A 16,170-nucleotide genomic window follows, 5' to 3' on the forward strand; every position below is an offset into this window, starting at 1 on the left:
CCGGCGGACCCGACGCCTTGCATCCCGCACGTCGCCCCCATGAAGCAGCGGCAACGCCTGGTCCTGTACGCACCCTGACCGACGTCCTCGCCCACAACCACCCCGAGGCAGCCACGAACAGCACCCCGGCCCCGCCGCGCACGAGTCGTCCGGGCGCTTCAGCCCATGCCGGAGCAGCCCGGGTCTGCGCTGCGGGTCTCCCAACCTGCGCAAGTGAGGCCCGGGGAGGCCCATCACGTGACAAGAACCGCCACAGGCAGGTGCGCGACCGGGGGGGGTGCCCCTATGTCATTGGTCAAGGGAAACGGGGGTGCGTCGGGTCGGTGAGCCGGGGCAGCATGGCGGGGTGGCTGATCTGCTGTGGGATGACGTGAAGTGCTTCTTCGACCCTGACTTGATGGGGTCGCTGCCGGACGTGCGTGTCCCGGATGCCTCGGTGGAGGACTGGCAGGCGCTCCTCGGTCTGGTCGCGGAGAAGGGCTGGAAGCGCCAGTACTCCGAGGGAGGAACAATGCTTCCGGTGCCCCGGGCGGAGGCCGTGCTGTCCCGCCCGGCGGATGCCCAGTGTCCGGACCTGCGGGTCTGGCCGGTTGGGGCCTTGACCCTTGATGTTGGACACACGAGACACTGGATCCTGAGGATCTGAGAACGGACATCTCGTGGTCATGAAGAACTGTCCGCCGCAGTTCAAGGCGGACGCGGTCGCGTTGTACGAGTCGCGGCCCGAGGCGACGATCAGGCAGGTCGCCGCCGATCTGGGGATCAACCCGGAGACCCTGCGGTACTGGGTTCGGGCGGCTGGTGTGAGCCGGCCCCGGGGCCGGCGGGCAGAGACGCCGACCGAGCCGCCGACACCGCTGGAGGCCGAGAACGCCGCTTTGCGCAAGAAGGTCCGCGAGTTGGAGGAGGAACGCGAGATCCTGCGGAAGGCGGCGAAGTATTTCGCCGGGGAGACGCGCTGGTGAACCGCTTCCAGTTCGTCGCCGACCATCAGCGCCGCCACGGCGTGAAGCGGCTGTGCACCATCCTCGGAATCGCCCGCTCCAGCTACTACTACTGGCGCCGGACGGCCGCGGACCGGGCCGCCCGGCAGGCGGCCGACGCCCGTCTGGCCGTCCGGATACGGGCGGTCCACCTCGAGTCGGACGGTACTTACGGAGTCCCGAGGATCACCGCTGAGCTCCGGGAGACCGGCGATGAGGCGGTCAACCACAAGCGTGTCGCTCGGATCATGCGGGCGTCCGGGCTCGAGGGAGTCCGGTTGCGCCGCCGGCACCGCACCACCGTCCCCGACCCGGCCGCGGCCAAGGCGCCCGGCCTGATCGGCCGCGACTTCACCGCAGCAGAACCGAGCAAGAAGTACGTCGGCGACATCACCTACCTGCCCCTCGACGGCGGGAAGTTCTGCTACCTCGCCACCGTCATCGAGCTCGCCTCACGCCGTCTGGCCGGCTGAGCGATCGCCGACCACATGCGCGCGGACCTCGTCACCGACGCCCTGGCCGCGGCGAGCCGCACCCGTGGCAGCCTCGCCGGATCGATCATGCACACCGACCACGGAGCCCCGTACACCAGCAGAGCATTCGCCCAAGCCTGCAGGTCAGCAGAGGTTCGGCGAAGCATGAGCGCGATCGGCAGCTCGGCCGACAACGCACTCGCCGAGTCCTTCAACGCGACCTTCAAACGCGAGACCCTGCAAGGACGGAAGAGCTGGCCAGGCGAGTGCGAGGCCCGACTCGACGCCTTCCGATGGCTCCACCGCTACAACACCCGCCGCCGACACTCCCGCCTCGGGCAACGATCACCGATCGCCTTCGAGGACGCCTTCCAACTCGCACCAACTACGCTGGCACAAGCCGCGTAACCCGTGTCCAGGATTCGGAGTCAAGGCCCCCGGAGCCCTCAGCCCGCATCGGTACATCAAGAAGCGCTCTGGAAACTGCCCCGACGTCGGCCGACACCGTCGCGTCCGGTCCGGCGTCGGGACGCTGCCGTCGGCCGGTGCGGCTGCAATGTCCCTGCCGTCCGGGCGAGGCTGACGACCCCGTCATGCCCGATCCCCAAGGCTGCGGGTGCCCGAGCCCGGGGAGTGCTGCGTACGGCTCCGCGCGAGCGACGACGGTCCCGACGCCCCGGCGGCCCAGGACCTCTGACGTCCCGCCCGGGGGCCGCCCGGGGTGGGACTCCTCACGCCGGTGTCGCGCCACCACCGGGACGTGGCCGCCCTCGCCGGCCTGCCCTGCCCGGGCGGGGCAGGCCGGGGCTCCCGGGTTCGGTCGCCGACCGGGCTCGGTGAGCCTCCCGAGGGGAGCACGGCGCCCCCGGCGGGGCGTCAGCGCATCCAGTTCTCCAGGCCCGTGGCGTCCAGCGGCAAGGCGTCGGAGAGGACGTCGGCGCCCTCGGGGGTGACCAGGACGTCGTCCTCGATGCGGACGCCGATGCCCCGCAGCTCCGGGGGAACGGCGAGGTCGTGGGAGTGGAAGTAGAGGCCCGGCTCCACGGTGAGCACCATGCCGGGTGCCAGGGGGGCGCCCTGGTAGGCCTCGTAGCTGGAGCGGGCGCAGTCGTGGACGTCCAGGCCGAGGTGGTGGCCGACCCCGCAGACCAGCCAGCGCCGGTGGTGCTGGCCCTCGGGGGAGAGCGCCTCGTCGACGGAGACCGGCAGCAGGCCCCAGTCGTGCAGGCCGTGCGCGATCACGTCCATGGCCGCGGTGTGGAAGTCGGCGAAGTCCCGGCCCGGGCGCACCGCCGCCAGACCCGCCCGGTGCGCCCTCTCCACCAGGTCGTGCACCTGGCGCTGGGCGGGGCTGAACCGGCCGGTGGCCGGGAAGGTGCGGGTGACGTCGGCGGTGTAGTAACTGTGGGTCTCGACGCCCATGTCGAGCAGCACCGCCTCCTCCTCGCCCACCGGGCCGTCGCAGCGCACCCAGTGCAGGGTCGCGGCATGCCGGCCGCTGCCGACGATGCTCGCGTATCCGGGGCCGTTGCCGTACGTACGGGCGTAGCGGTCGAAGGTTCCCTGGAGCCACCGCTCGCCGCCCCCGGCGACGGCGGTCGGGAACTCGCGAACCACGGCGGCGAAGCCCTCCACCGTGCAGTCCACCGCGGCCCTGAGCTGGGCGATCTCCCAGTCGTCCTTGATCATCCGCAGCTCGGCCAGTGTCCGGGCCACCTGGGCGTCCCGGTTGCCCTCGGCAAGGGCGGGGTCCAGGTCCTCCAGCGGGCGGACCTCCAGGCCGTGGCCGAGGGCCCGCGCCCAGTCCCGCGGACCGGGGGCGGCGCCGACCCAGAGTTCGCCGTACTGCGCGTCGGCGAAGAAGCCGGGGTCGCCGGGCTGGGCGGGCCTGGGGAGGTAGAGCACGCTGCGCGGGTCTTTGGCGGCGCGGGTGTCCATGACGAGGACGGCGTTCTCCACCGGGCATCCGGTCAGCCAGTAGAAGTCGCTGTCCGGACGGAAGTCGTAGAAGGTGTCGTTGCTGCGCACGCTCGCCCGTCCGGAGGCCACCGCGATGGTCCGCCCGGGCAGCTCGGCGGCGAGCCGGGCCCGGTGCTCCGCCGCGGCCTTCGCGGCGCCCGGCACCACCTGCGCGGTGCGGTCCGGGGTGCCCCAGCCCTGCCCCATGTACGCGACGAACGCGGGCATGGCCGCCAGTCGCGGCATCCGCGGGTCCGGCTCCTCGGCCACCGGCCCGGAAGCGGGCCCGGCGGGTGCGGCGGGCCTCTCCGCCGAGTCGCCCGGCGTCGGCGTCGGCGTCCGGAGGGTCTGCTCGGTGTCGGTCATGAGATCGTCCTTTCCTCGGTCCGCGCGCGTGCCGCGCGCTGTGCAGGGGCGGGTGGCCGGGCCGGTGCCCGGCCGGCGGGGTGCCCTTATGGGTTTGGTCAAGCTGAAGGGGCGGGTTGGGGCTCGTAAAAGGTGCCGTCGCGGAGCACCGCGAAGAGCACGTCGGCTCGTCGTCTTGCGAGGCAGAGGAGAGCTTGGGTGTGGTGCTTGCCCTGGCTGATCTTCTTGTCGTAGTAGGCCCTGGAGACCGGGTCGGCCAGGGCCGCGAACGCGGAGAGGAAGAGAGCCCGTTCGAGCTGCTTGTTTCCTTTCCGGGATGGTTGCTCGCCACGGATTGACGAGCCCGAGCTGCGGGTTGCTGGGGCAAGGCCGGCGTATGCGGCAAGGTGTGCCGCGGACGGAAACCAACGGCCGTCGCCGACATCGATGAGGATCCTGGCTCCGGTCCTGACGCCGATCCCCGGCATGGACGTCAGGACCTTGCAAAGAGGGTGGTTCTTCTCCAGCAGTTCCTCGATCCGTGCGGCGAGGAGTTTCCGCTGGTCAAGCACTGCCTGGAGTGAGCTGGCAAGGCTGGGGGCGATCAGTGCTGCCGCGTCCGTGCCCGGAACGACTACGGTCTGCTCGTCCAGCTCGGTGAAGATGTCATCGACGAGACGCTCGGCCATCCGCGGTGCCTTCGGACGGGTCGGCGTCACGAGCCGACGCCGCCCGGCCTTGCGTATCTGGGCGGGGGACCCGAACTGGTCGAGGAGCTTGAGCACGGCCGGGTGCTGCACTCGCGGCCCAAAGACGCGTTCCAGCGACGGATGGATCTGCGTCAGCAGGCCGCGCAGGCGGTTGCTGATGCGGGCGGCGTCGCCGGTCAGATCTTCGTCGAAGCGGACGATCATCTCCAGCTCGGCGATGGTTTCGTCCTCAAGATCGACCGATCGGAGCGTGTGCGGCATGACGCGGGCGGCATCGGCGATGACGAACGCGTCGCGGGCATCGGTCTTGGCCTCGCCCGGATAGAGATCAGCGATCCGCCGCATCGTCAGACCGGGCAGATGGGCGACCGGGCATCCCATGTCCCGGGCCATCGCCAGAGGCAGGGCTCCGATGGAGGCCGGCTGGTCAACCACGACCAGCACCGTTCCGTGCTTGGTCTGCAGTTTCCCGAAGACCTCGCGGAGCTTGGGCTCGCTGTTGGGCAGCCGCTTGTCGAAGGACTTCTTCCCGGCCGGGGTGACGGCGGTGGCGTGGTGTTCGCCCTTGCCGACGTCGAGGCCGAGGAAGGCGCCGGTGCCACTGACGTCGATCACGCTCGTCCTCCGGTCGTCCTCGCCCGGCCGTCCCACGGCACCGATCGCCACATCCACATTACGAAGAGCCTCCCGACCCACGAAGAAGCCGGTGGTCATGCCCCTAATCTGCGGTCTGTCGATGCCTCCGGAGCCGGTGACACCACTCCCCGAGCCATCAACTCGACAGGGGGAGAAAGTCATGCCAACTCCGAAGGCCGGGCGACCCCGTTGCGGGGCCAACGAGACGGTAATGGGGGGGCCGACCGTGCCGTCGTTCCAGACAGCACGCCGGGCGGCTTCGTGGTGGTGGCCGTAACCGCTCACGGTTCGGTTCGGCCGGCGGACTGCCCCGGAAGCGGTGAGCGCACCGAGGCGCGCACGGCTCCCGCGCTGGCGGCCACGACCAGGAGGATCGCCAGCGTCTCCCTCGCGCCGAGATCCTGCCCCAGGACGAGACGGCCGGCCAGCGCGGCCACCGCGGGGGCCAGGCTCATCAGCACGGCGAACGTACCGGCGGGCAGCCGCCTGAGCGACATCAGCTCCAGGGTGTAGGGCAGGACCGACGACAGCAGGGCGACGGCGGCTCCCAGCGCCAGAGCGACCGGGTTCAGCAGGGCGCTGCCGGCTCCGACCGTGCCCGCGGGCAGGCTGAGCAGGGCTCCCACCGCCATCGCGAGGGCCAGACCGTCGGCCTTCGGGAACCGGCTTCCGGCCCGGGAGGCGAGCAGGATATATGCCGCCCACATCGCCCCCGCGCCGAGAGCGAAGGCCGCGCCGGCGAGGTCGCCGCCACCGGCGTCGCCCCGGCCCAGCAGGACGACGCCCGCCAGGGCCAGCGCGGCCCACAGCCAACTGCTCGCGCGACGCGCGGCGACGACCGAGAGGACCAGCGGGCCGAGCACCTCCAGGGTGACCGCCGTGCCCAGCGGGATCCGGGCGAGCGCCTGGTAGAACAGCAGGTTCATGCCGCCCAGGGCCACGCCGAAGGCGACGACGACGGCCCAGTCCCCCCGCCGGTGTCCGCGCAGCGCCGGCCGGCACAGGGCCAGCAGCACCATGGCCGAGACGGTGAGCCTGAGCGTCACCACTCCCGGGGCGCCTACCCGGTCGAACAGCAGGTTCGCCACCGCGGAACCGAACTGCTGGCTGAAGATCCCGCCCACCACCAGGGCGACCGCGCCCACCTGCCCGCGACCGGGCGAGGAGGCGGCCGCGGGGCGCGGCACGGCGGGAGCCGGGGGATCGGAGAGGCGCACATCGGGCATGACGACGACGCTACGAGCCCGTCCCCGCACCTGTGAAATGCCGATTCGCGTGCGGTTATGCTTCACAAACATGACCATGGAGCTGCGGCATCTGCGGACCTTCCTCGCCATCGCGGAGGAGGGCGGCATCACGCGTGCCGCCGACCGCCTGCACACCAGCCAGCCGGCCGTCTCCCGGACGCTGCGCCGGCTCGAACAGCACCTGGGCGTCCGGCTGGTGGACCGCTCCACCCATCACCTGCACCTCACCGACGCCGGCCTGGCCTTCCGGCCCCGGGCCGAGGCCGCCGTCGCAGCCGCCGACACCGCGTTCGACCCCCACCGTATGAGGGCCAGACCGCTGCGCCTCGGGCACGCGTGGTCCGCCCTCGGCGACCACACCGCCCTCCTCCTGCGCCGCTGGAACGGAGCCCACCCCGACACCCCGCTGCAACTGCTGCGCGTCGACGACCGCGCCGCCGGCCTCACCCACGGCAAGGTCGACGCCGCCGTGCTGCGCGGCAGGGTCACCGCCCCCCGACTGCGGAGCGTCGTCCTGCTGACCGAGCCCCGCGTGGCCGCCGTACCCGCCGCCGGCCCTCTGGCACGGCACCCGTACCTGACGCTGGCCGATCTCAGCGACCAGGTCATCGCCGTCAACACCGTCTCGGGCACCACCACCCTGGCACTGTGGCCCGCCGCGGTCCGCCCCGTCGAGAGCCTGACCGTGGCCAACACCGACGACTGGCTCGCCACGATCGCCGCCGGACGCGCCGTGGGAGTGACCACCACCGCCACCGCCGGCATCCACCCCTATCCCGGCATCACCTACCGCCCCCTCACCGACGCGGCTGACGTGCCCGTCCTGCTCGCCTGGAACGATCCTCCCGATCACCCCTCCATCCCCGACCTCGCCGCACTCGCCGGGGAGATCACCCGCGAGGCCCGGCGGGAAGGGTGAGCGGCCCTAGGCGCGCTTGACCGGCGCGTCACCGCCGACTACCCCCTGAAGCCCCGACGGTGAGGAACAGGCGCCGGACGCGGCTGGGCTGATCGCCCGGGCAGGACTGCTGCCCGACCTCGTCCACACCTCCGTCCTGCGCCGGTCCATCCCCACCGCTGAGACCGTGCTCGACCGCCTGGGGCGCTTCTGGATACCGGTGCAGCGCACCTGGCGACTCAACGAACGCCAGTACGGGGCGCTGACCGGCCGGAGCAAGCGCCGCACGCGGATCGAGGCCGGCCCGGAGCTGTACGAACAGTGGCGTCGCTCCCTGCACGGCTGCCCGTCGCCGCTGCCCGAGGACCGGCTGGCCCTGCTGCGCGCGGACCCTCGCTACGCCTCCCTGCCGGGCGAGGGCGTGCCGGCGGTGGAGACGTTCGCCGTCGTGATCGCCCGCGTCCTTCCGTACTGGAGCGACCTGCTGGCACCGCCCTCACTCGCGGTGCCACCGTGCTGCTAGCCGCACACGGCAACTTTCCTGCGCGCCCTCGTCGCCCTGCTCAGCCACCTCGACGAACCCGGCATCCACGACCTGAACATCCCCCCGGCCGAACCCCTCATCCACACCGTCACCTCCGATCTGCGGCCACCCCCCGCCGGCGGCAGACACCTCGCCCGGCCGGGCACGTGCTGCCGCACGGGCGGTCGCGGCCGAGGGCCACCACTGACAACACCGACGGAAAGGACGCGCCGACCATGCTGCGCATCTCCCGCCTGCACGCCGTCGAGATCCTCGACTCCCGCGCCCGCCCCGCCCTCGCCGTCATCCTGGAGACCACCGCCGGACTGCGTGTCGCGCCGGAGTGTCCTCCGGAGCCTCCACCGGCACCCGGGGAGCCGTCGAACTGCGCGACGCCGACCCCGACCGGTACGGCGACCGGGACGTCACCCGGGCCGTCGCCCATGTCAACGGCGAGATCGCCGACACGCTGAACCGGCCGCTTCTACACCACCTTCGCGAGGTGGACGCCGAACTGATCCGCCTCGACGGCACAGCCACCAAGTCCCGCCTGGCAGCGAACGCCGTCATCGGCGTCTCACTTGCCGCCGCCCGCGCCCAGGCCGCCTCGGCCGGTCAGGAGCCGTGGCAGTACCTGGCCGAGACCGCCGAAGTACCGCCGCTGCTCCCCGTTCCGCACTTCAACGTCGTCAACGGCGGCGCGCATGCCGCCAACCCTCTCGACTTCCAGGAGTTCATACTCGCCTCCCAAGCTCAGATCATCTTGCCGCGCAGGTCGCACGGTACGCGTACCTTGATGACCTCATCCGTCGGCCGTGTGCCGACGTACAGCCAGCCCAGGAGCTGTCCGTTAATGCCGAGGTACTTGTGGACCTGGGCGCCTGGACAGCGCCGCCGGTTCGAAAGAGCGACGCGAAGCCGTGGCCGTGGAGGAGCGGCGACAAGGTGGTGACCATGCCGGTGGTGGCGGCCGATTGCTCCCACTCGGGGACCTTTGGGTGGCTGGGTGCGGGCCGGTGCACGATTGTCAGGCACGGGGCCGGTCGCGGCGCCGCCGAGCTCACCGCCGACCTGCGCGGCAGCCTGGACCGCCTGCTCGACGAGGCCGCAGCGATGCCCGCCGACCGCTGGCCCACCCTGGTTCGAATCCCACGTAATCGACCTGGAGCTCGGTTACACAACCGTCGACTGGCCCACCGGCTACGTCACCTGGGCACTCGACGAAACCATTGCCACTCTGGTCGCACGCAACTTCCCAGTTGCTCGCTTCGAAGCGACCGACCTCGAGGCTCGCCGGCCGCGGCCCGGAGGAAGACCTGCGGTCGGAACCGCACCTGCCGCCACCACCGGCGTGGCCGCTCCCGCCGGAACCGGGGTGGGGGCGCGCATCCCTGACGAAGGGGACTGACGGCGCGTCGTGGCCGGCGGCTATTCCCGAAGGGTTTGTTTGCCACAGTGGTGCGCGACGGCCTCGGCGAACGCGCGGGCCAGCGGGGAGAGGGCGTCCCAGCGGCGTACCGCCCAGCCCGCGGTGAGGGCGGGGAGCGCGGGGATGGGGATCAGTCGCAGGTCGGGGTGTCCGGGGCCGCTCCAGGCGGGCAGGGCTGGGACGACGGCGAGGCCCAGTCCCAGTTCGGCCAGCAGGATCGCAGTGTCCCAGTCGGTGACGCTGGTGTCGAAGACCGGCCGGATCCCTGCTTCCGCGAGCCAGGCGCCCAGTTGCAGGCGGGAGGTGGAGTTCTGCGGAAGCCCGATGAGCCGCGCGTCCTGCAGGTCGGCCGGTTCGACGCGGGCCTTGGCCGCGAGCGGGTCGGACGCCGAGACGGCGAGCGCCCAGAGGATTTCGACGACGGGGCGTTGCTCGATGGCGCGATCTGTGGGCCCCAGGGTGATCCAGGCGAGGTCGGCGCGGCCGGCGGCGAGCGCGTCGAAGCAGCCGCGGCTGGAGGTCTCGGTCTGGAATTCGAGGCTGGCGCGGGGAAATTGCCGCCGGAAGTCGACGACGGCCGCGGACATGAAGTGCCGGATGGTCGTGGCTCCCGTTGTGACCCGTACCGATCCGCCTTCCGCGCGCGCGGCCTCGTCGAGTCGGCGAAGTGCGTGGTCGATGCTGCCCAGGCCTTCGGTGACCGCCGCGTTCAGCGTGTGCCCGGCCGGCGTGGGCACCACGCCTCGCGTGTGCCGTTCCAGCAGACTCAGGCCCAACTCCCGCTCAAGCCGCTTCACGTGCTGGCTGACCGCGGACTGTGTGCAGGAAAAGTCACGGGCCACCGCGCTCAGAGAGCCAGCCCGGCAGACCGCGGCGAAGACGCGGAGATCGTCGAGAGTCACGATGACCCAAGGTATCGCTTGGAGTTGTGCCAGTAAATCCGTTGATTGACTTGGGTCTCGGGGCGCTTGATCATTGCTTTCCAGGGCGGCAACCTGCCCGTCGCTCACCCGTTCCGGACGCGGTGCGGTGAGCGGCTGGCGGGTGTCGACCCGTTTCGCGCCGAGGGGAGATGCCGTGGTCCACGCGCCGCTCCTCCCGTTGGCTCCCGTCGGCCTCAGCCCGGCTGAACGGGTCTCCCAAGGACGACAGGAGCTCAGATGAACACAATCCCGCTGACGGTGGCCGTTCTCGGACCGGGTGGTGTCGGAGGCCTGATCGGTGCGCTCCTCGCCCGTGACGGGCACCGCGTCATCTGCCTGGCCAGCGAGCCGACCGCCGCCGCACTGAGCCAGGGCGGCCTGCGCGTCGAAAGCGCCCAGTACGGGGAGTTCACCGCAGCGGTCGAGGCGGACACACGGTTGCGAGAGGCTGTGGACGTCGTCTTCGTGACGGTCAAGCAGACCTCCCTGGACGAGGCACTCGACCGCGTCCCGGCTCCCGCCCTCGGCAACGCGGTTGTGATCCCGTTGCTCAACGGCCTCGACCACGTCGGCCTGTTGCGCGATCGCTACCCCGCGGCCGAGGTCGTCGCCGGCACGATCAGGGTCGAAGCCACACGCACCGCGCCGGGGCGCATCCACCACACCAGTCCCTTCGCCAGCCTCGAACTTGCTTCTCCCCTCAGTGAGCTCGCGGACCGACTGCGGCAGGCCGGTCTCGGCGTAAACCTGCGAAGCAACGAGACGGCGATGCTCTGGGACAAGCTCGCCTTCCTCGCCCCGCTCGCCCTGCTGACCACCCGACACCGAGCGGACGTCGGAACCATCCGCGGCGACCTGCGCCCGGAACTGCTCGCCGTGCTCGACGAGATCACCGCAGTGGCCCGGGCCGCCGGCGCACCGGTAACGACCGAGACCGTGCTCTCCTTTTTCGATCGCGTCCCGGACAGTATGAAGTCCTCCATGCAGCGCGACGCCGAGGCCGGACGCCCCCTCGAAGTCGATGCCATCGGCGGAGCAGTCCTGCGCGCCGGCGCCGCCCACCACGTCGAGACCCCGGTCACGGCCCGACTGGTGGCAGAGGTGGTACGCATGACGACCCAGGAGGCCTGAACCCGATGCGGCGATCCGTGCCATACGACGGCGGCTCACCAGGTAGCGCCCGTGACCCTGCGGCGGCCTGGCCCGCTGTCCAGGCCCTCCTGCGCGCCCGAGGCGCCGGCGAGACAAAGCATCCTGGCGGTACGCTCCTCGACCACCTGGACCGCGTCGCACGCCTGCTGGCGGAGTGGGGTGCCGGTCCGGACCTGCAGGCCGCCGGACTGTGTCACGCGATGTACGGAACCGACGGGTTCGACCACGCCCTGATGGGCACCGACGAGCGCGCGCTTCTCGCCGAGCTGATCGGAGAACGGGCCGAGGCGCTGGTGTTCCTCTACGCCAGCTGCGACCGCGCGGTCGTGTATCCCCGGTTGGCGAGCGGGCGACCGGTGGTCTTCCGCGACCGCCTCACCGACGGCGAGCACACCCCATCGCCGCCGGACGTGCGCGCCTTCGTCGAGATCACCGCGGCCAACGAACTCGACGTGCTGGCGCACGACCCCGACCTCGCCGAGCGCCACGGCCCCACCCTGCACCGGCTGTTCACTCGCTCACAGGACCTGCTCTCAACCCCGGCACGGGACGCCTGCGAACGGCAGTTGGGCCGGGATTCCCTCGGCCGGGGCCGAGGAACCGGATCACCGGCCTGAACCACCTGGTGCTGACCGTCGCCGACATCGAACGCACCGTCGACTTCTACGTACGCGTGCTGGGCCTGCGCCCGGTCACCTTCGGGGAGGGACGCCACGCAGTGACCTTCTGCCCCAGCAAGACCAACTTTCATCAGGTCGGCGGCGAACTCCTCCCGCACGCCAAGCATCCCACCCATGGCAGCGCAGACCTGTGCCTGGTCACCGACACCCCGCAGAAAAAGGTCCTGGCCCATCTGACCGCCTGCGGAGTGCCGGTACTGGAAGGCCCCGTGCCGCGATCCGCCGCCCAAGGACCCACCACCAGTACCTACCTACGTGACCCGGACGGCAATCTCATCGAGATCAGCACCTACACCCCCTACCCGGCGGCCGAATCGAACTCGTGAGCTTCCTGGGGGCGTTGACACTGAGCCCGACGACCACGACCTCGGACGCTCGTGCGGGGACTGACCACCACGCTGCACCTCGCTGTCGAGCAGGGGCGGAAGCCCCTGTCTCGGCTCGACACCGGGGGCCAGAGGCGCGACAGCCCGTAGTTCCAGCCTGTGTTGAAGGGTATCGGTGCCCAGCATCGGCCCGGGCCTGCCCCGTACCAAACCCGACCGGGTCCGTGCCGATAAGGCCTACGGCACACGCGCGAACCGCGCCTACCTGCGCAAACAAGCGCGTGCACCATCCCGGAGAAGCCCGACCGGGTCCGCAACCGCAAGAAGCTCGGCTCACGAGGCGGCCGAGCGTCCAAGCTCGACAAGGCCGGCCACAAAGATTGCCACACAGCGGAATTGTGGGATCAACCGGCGCTCGCCGTCCGTTACGAGGCAACCGTGCTGGTCGCAGCCATCAACGAGTGGCCTTGACCAGCAGCCGTTCCCAGCGCCCAGGGGGTCTGTCCGGTTGATCCCGGACTCTCATCGAGTCGGGCCCGGCTCACGGACTACCCGAGCCGTCGGGCTCGACCACTCGGAAGCGTTCCGCGACGACAAGAGTATGGTCATCAATGACTGGGCTGCGTCCGAGGAACTCGCTCACGCCATCGCTCCGGAAGAACTCTTCGTGGGCTGCCCGCCACTCGGCCACGTCAGAGTAGCCGCGTCCCTCTGCTCGCGCGAAGTCGTCGTCGATCTCCTTCATGGGAACGACGCGCACGTCGACGACCTCGATCGTGGCAGCCGGGCAACCCTCGGAATCAAGCACCGAGAATCGCTGACCGGTCATCGGCACTGCCTCCCCGGCGTGCTCGTAAATCTCCAGGAGACCAGTGAGCGCGGTCTTCCGACCGCTCAGGATCGCCGCCACACCACGGTCACGTTCCGGACCGGGGAGGGCGAGTTCAAGGACCGGAAGGTCGTCATGTCTCATCGAGCGAGGGTACGAATCCCGGCAGCGGTGATCAAGGGCCACCGCTCCGCTCGTTCCCACCCATAGCAAGCACTTTCACAACGCCCTCTTAGCTTGATCTTTAACCTGTGCGGCGGGGCCGTGGGGCGGTCGACTTCTTTGTTCCTCGTTGCGCCGGCTGTGCTTTGCGGCCCGGTGGCCGTCCGGGGCCGGGCCGGGAGGCTTTCGGCGCCTGGGCCGGGCAGGCGGTTGTTGGGCGGATGTGCCGGAAGTCGCGGCGGACACGGGTGGGGGGTGAGCCTGTCCGGTGTGCTGGGTTTCTCCCGGGGCCGGCGCCGGTCGGCTGCCAGGGGCCGGGCAAGCCGCAGCTGAGTGTGGGCGGCGATGACCAGCCAGGTCCATCGGTCGGCTGTCTCGCGATGGGGAGGGTTCCATCGGCTGCGGCCCAGGAGGAGCGGTGGGTCAGCTTGGGATGCAGCCGGTCCCAGGAGCGGGCCAGGGCGGTGCCGTAGAGCCGGGTGCCGGTGACAGTCTCGGTGCCCGGGGTGCCCCAGGTGACGGGCTGTCCGAAGACGAACTCGTCTCCGTGCCGGGGCGGGCGTCCCATCGTGCCCGGAAGGCGGGGCGGGGCGGCCCTGCGCAGGACACGGTCCGAACGCATCCGGGCCAGCACCACCTGCACGGGCAGATTTCGCAGGATGAAGGCCAGACGGGGTGCGTCGTAGCCGGCGTCCGCGATGACGAGGGTGTCCGGGTCGCCGGCCTGCCACTGGCCTGCCGTGATCAATCGACCGACCAGCTCGCGCAGTTGTCGGGCGGTGACGGTGGCGTTGTCGTCTCAGGGTGCCAGACGAAGGGAGTCCAGCGGTGCGGTTCATGAGCTGCGGCCGGGCTCGAGTGTGCAGATGATCGAGTAGGGGCAGCCGGGGACGGAGATGTGCTGGTCCTTGCCGCGTCCGTAGGTGTGGCACAGGATGCGCTGGGGCGAGGCGTGGGCGGCCGGCCGCAGCCAGCAGGGGACGTCGACGGCCAGGACCAGCCGACCGTCGACAGCCCGCGGTAGCGGCACCGTGGCCAGAGCCCGCCGCAGCCGGCCGGTGTCGATGCCTCCGCAGGCCACCGCCGCATAGAACCCTCCGTGGCCCCGGCGGTGTTCGCCCACCAGCGACAGCTCGGCCAGTGACCTGACCGGCCCGTCACCACACAGGACAGCGTCGGCCAGCTCGAACAACGCGCCCGAACGAGCGGTGAGACAGGAGGAGAACTCGCCCCGGAAGCGTGACAGTTCGGCCAACGGCTCTCGCCGGACGGCACCATGCAACAGACTCATCCTCACGGCCTTCGTGCTGAACGTGTGTGTTCCTTGGTCGGAGCACATGTTCAGACGAAGGCCGCTCCGCTGTACGGCGGTTACCGAACCGAGTGATCAAGTTCGACGCACCATTCGACCTCGTGGCGGCTGGTCCGCGGCGAACAATGTCGAGTTCGCCTACACACCGGCACAGCGCCGATTTTCGCCCGCTCGCCATCGTCGCGCGGGCCAACGTCGCCTGACATCCGACGAAGGCAAAGAAGATGACTACGCAGACCCACCCCGTCCACCACGAACTCATCCAGGCCGCAGCCCACGTCGTTCGCACACGCTGCCGGGGCGACAACCACCCCGGGGCAGCCGCAGCCCGCGCCCGGGACGGCCGGATCGTCGAGTGCCACCATCTGTAAGACCCACCACCGCATGGGTAGGATCACGCCGCACGCCGAGCGGACGGTTCGAGTCACGCCGCGCACGGCACAGGCGAAACATCGGGGGCGCAGGCGATGAGTACGCACGGCAATGGTCAGTGGGGTCCGACGGGCGGACCCGGATACGGCCCCGGTGGACAGCCGGGCTCAGGTCCCGGCCCTCAGCCTTACCCCGGAGGCGGACCCCATCCGTACCCCGGCGGTCCCGGCGTGGGGCCCTACCCGCCGCAGCCCGCCCCCGTGCCGCCGCAGGGGTTTCCGGGACATCCGCAGGGCTGGGGCCCGTACCCGTCACCACCGTACGGCGGTGGCCCGCAGCATCCGTTCCCGCGACCGCCCCGGCCGCCGCTGACGCGCGGGCAGCGGATCCTCAAGTGCGTCTACAACCCGTTCTACGCCGCTCAGCGGGCCTTCCGCCCCTCGCGCCCGGACGCCGTCGAGGACCTGACGGTACGCAAGATCCAAATGTGGCGGACCGGGCTCGGTGCCGCCGCCTGGCTCGTGCTGGTCATGTCGTACAAGCCGGTCGACACCGCCCAGGGTGCCGACGCCGTGGCGAGCGACAAGTTCGACCAGAGCTGGATCAGCACCCTCTTCCTCGTGTGTGCTTTCCCGTTCGTGATCGCCCTGTTCGCGTTCGCCGCGCAGGGCGCGCTGCGTCGGCTCTATCTGCGACGGTCCTTGAAGCCCTTCGGGGCTGTGGCGGCTCTGATGGGGTCCATGGCAACGTTCCCGCTCGCCGTCGCGCCCGACCCGGCGACCACCGGCTTCCGTGATGCCATCGGGATTCCCGGCATGGTCGTCCTCATCGTCCTCTGCACATGGTCGCTGGGATTCGCCTTGTACGGGATCGCACTCTGCCTCAACCACGTGTTCCGCACCGCCGATATCCACGAGGTGCTGCCGCCGGTTCTCGCCACCGTGCTGGCGTGGGCGATGGCCGCCCTAGACGTGATCAATAACGCGAACGCCGACGTTCCCGTCCTTGCCCGGATCGTGTTCCTGCTCGGCGCTCCGGTGTCGGTGACGGTGTTGTCGTGCTGGGAGCTGTACCGGCTGCGGAAGTACCACAACCTGTCCCTGCGACAGGCCCTCGGCCGTTAGGGCCCATCTTCGAAGACCGTTAGATGGTGGATCACGGTGGGGTGGTACGTCGTCATGAACTCACTGACTAGGAGCGGTGGTTACTCG

12 protein-coding genes and 4 pseudogenes are annotated in these 16,170 nt (G+C 70.6%); 10 read left to right on the top strand and 6 right to left on the bottom strand.

All coding sequences use genetic code 11. The features are described from left to right. Positions 1 to 346: 346 nt before the first annotated feature. Positions 347 to 589: pseudogene (locus Sdi02f_RS06660) on the top strand (hypothetical protein); the annotation flags it as partial. A gap of 70 nt (positions 590 to 659) precedes the next feature. After that, positions 660 to 1,864: pseudogene (locus Sdi02f_RS06665) on the top strand (IS3 family transposase). Positions 1,865 to 2,332: 468 nt separating this feature from the next. Here Sdi02f_RS06665 and Sdi02f_RS06670 read toward each other — a convergent pair. The 3 genes from Sdi02f_RS06670 to Sdi02f_RS06680 form a co-directional block, all read right to left on the bottom strand. Beyond that, on the bottom strand, positions 2,333 to 3,781 hold the full coding sequence (locus Sdi02f_RS06670; protein WP_108932877.1) for an aminopeptidase P family protein: 1,449 nt from the start codon (positions 3,779 to 3,781) through the stop codon (positions 2,333 to 2,335). Between the two features lie 98 nt (positions 3,782 to 3,879). Further along, positions 3,880 to 5,085, bottom strand: coding sequence for an IS110 family RNA-guided transposase (locus Sdi02f_RS06675; RefSeq protein ID WP_108932941.1), 1,206 nt, complete (start codon positions 5,083 to 5,085; stop codon positions 3,880 to 3,882). Positions 5,086 to 5,387: 302 nt separating this feature from the next. Then, positions 5,388 to 6,332 carry an EamA family transporter gene (locus Sdi02f_RS06680; RefSeq protein ID WP_051849664.1) on the bottom strand — a complete coding sequence of 315 codons (945 nt, stop codon included), beginning with the start codon at positions 6,330 to 6,332 and terminating at the stop codon, positions 5,388 to 5,390. A 70-nt stretch (positions 6,333 to 6,402) separates the two neighbouring features. Here Sdi02f_RS06680 and Sdi02f_RS06685 point away from each other — a divergent pair, with 70 nt between their 5' ends. The 3 genes from Sdi02f_RS06685 (at position 6,403) to Sdi02f_RS06695 (ending at position 8,726) form a co-directional block, all read left to right on the top strand. Beyond that, positions 6,403 to 7,272, top strand: a complete 870-nt coding sequence (locus tag Sdi02f_RS06685; protein WP_030401085.1) for a LysR family transcriptional regulator — start codon at positions 6,403 to 6,405, stop codon at positions 7,270 to 7,272. Positions 7,273 to 7,381: 109 nt separating this feature from the next. Beyond that, positions 7,382 to 7,774: a 2,3-bisphosphoglycerate-dependent phosphoglycerate mutase gene (locus Sdi02f_RS36280; protein WP_245962158.1), complete on the top strand. Its 393-nt coding sequence runs from the start codon at positions 7,382 to 7,384 to the stop codon at positions 7,772 to 7,774. A 343-nt stretch (positions 7,775 to 8,117) separates the two neighbouring features. Then, complete coding sequence (locus tag Sdi02f_RS06695) at positions 8,118 to 8,726, top strand: phosphopyruvate hydratase family protein (RefSeq protein WP_368668277.1); 609 nt, start codon at positions 8,118 to 8,120, stop codon at positions 8,724 to 8,726. Positions 8,727 to 9,202: 476 nt separating this feature from the next. Here Sdi02f_RS06695 and Sdi02f_RS06700 read toward each other — a convergent pair whose 3' ends face one another. Next, on the bottom strand, positions 9,203 to 10,105 hold the full coding sequence (locus tag Sdi02f_RS06700; RefSeq protein WP_108932878.1) for a LysR family transcriptional regulator: 903 nt from the start codon (positions 10,103 to 10,105) through the stop codon (positions 9,203 to 9,205). Between the two features lie 258 nt (positions 10,106 to 10,363). Here Sdi02f_RS06700 and Sdi02f_RS06705 point away from each other — a divergent pair, with 258 nt between their 5' ends. Genes Sdi02f_RS06705 through Sdi02f_RS06715 form a run of 3 tightly spaced genes read left to right on the top strand, consistent with a single transcriptional unit; the run spans position 10,364 to position 12,284 of the window. Further along, entirely contained in the window at positions 10,364 to 11,257 is an 894-nt protein-coding gene (locus Sdi02f_RS06705) for a ketopantoate reductase family protein (RefSeq protein ID WP_108932879.1), read from the top strand. Positions 11,258 to 11,262: 5 nt separating this feature from the next. Next, positions 11,263 to 11,895 carry a DUF6817 domain-containing protein gene (locus Sdi02f_RS06710; protein ID WP_368668278.1) on the top strand — a complete coding sequence of 211 codons (633 nt, stop codon included), beginning with the start codon at positions 11,263 to 11,265 and terminating at the stop codon, positions 11,893 to 11,895. 8 nt (positions 11,896 to 11,903) lie between these two features. Further along, a complete protein-coding gene (locus Sdi02f_RS06715; RefSeq protein ID WP_245962146.1) occupies positions 11,904 to 12,284 on the top strand; it encodes a VOC family protein in 381 nt (126 codons plus the stop codon). A gap of 541 nt (positions 12,285 to 12,825) precedes the next feature. Here Sdi02f_RS06715 and Sdi02f_RS06720 read toward each other — a convergent pair. After that, entirely contained in the window at positions 12,826 to 13,257 is a 432-nt protein-coding gene (locus tag Sdi02f_RS06720) for an ASCH domain-containing protein (protein ID WP_108932944.1), read from the bottom strand. 100 nt (positions 13,258 to 13,357) lie between these two features. Beyond that, positions 13,358 to 14,566: pseudogene (locus Sdi02f_RS06725) on the bottom strand (transposase). Positions 14,567 to 14,811: 245 nt separating this feature from the next. On the opposite strand from Sdi02f_RS06725, the pseudogene Sdi02f_RS06730 reads away from it, so the two are divergent. Together Sdi02f_RS06730 and Sdi02f_RS06735 are read left to right on the top strand one after the other, a co-directional pair. Next, a pseudogene (locus Sdi02f_RS06730) lies at positions 14,812 to 14,940 on the top strand (cytidine deaminase); the annotation flags it as partial. A 279-nt stretch (positions 14,941 to 15,219) separates the two neighbouring features. Beyond that, a complete protein-coding gene (locus Sdi02f_RS06735; protein WP_245962147.1) occupies positions 15,220 to 16,083 on the top strand; it encodes a hypothetical protein in 864 nt (287 codons plus the stop codon). The last annotated feature ends 87 nt before the right edge of the window (positions 16,084 to 16,170 follow it).

Source organism: Streptomyces ardesiacus (assembly GCF_003112575.1).
GTDB lineage: Bacteria > Actinomycetota > Actinomycetes > Streptomycetales > Streptomycetaceae > Streptomyces > Streptomyces ardesiacus.

What these genes read in the sequence shown, in the direction of transcription:
- Sdi02f_RS06670 (WP_108932877.1), bottom strand. Translation starts at nt 3,781, where the DNA reads ATGACCGACACCGAGCAGACCCTCCGGACGCCGACGCCGACGCCGGGC.
- Sdi02f_RS06680 (WP_051849664.1), bottom strand. Translation starts at nt 6,332, where the DNA reads ATGCCCGATGTGCGCCTCTCCGATCCCCCGGCTCCCGCCGTGCCGCGC.
- Sdi02f_RS06685 (WP_030401085.1), top strand. Translation starts at nt 6,403, where the DNA reads ATGACCATGGAGCTGCGGCATCTGCGGACCTTCCTCGCCATCGCGGAG.
- Sdi02f_RS06705 (WP_108932879.1), top strand. Translation starts at nt 10,364, where the DNA reads ATGAACACAATCCCGCTGACGGTGGCCGTTCTCGGACCGGGTGGTGTC.
- Sdi02f_RS06710 (WP_368668278.1), top strand. Translation starts at nt 11,263, where the DNA reads ATGCGGCGATCCGTGCCATACGACGGCGGCTCACCAGGTAGCGCCCGT.
- Sdi02f_RS06720 (WP_108932944.1), bottom strand. Translation starts at nt 13,257, where the DNA reads ATGAGACATGACGACCTTCCGGTCCTTGAACTCGCCCTCCCCGGTCCG.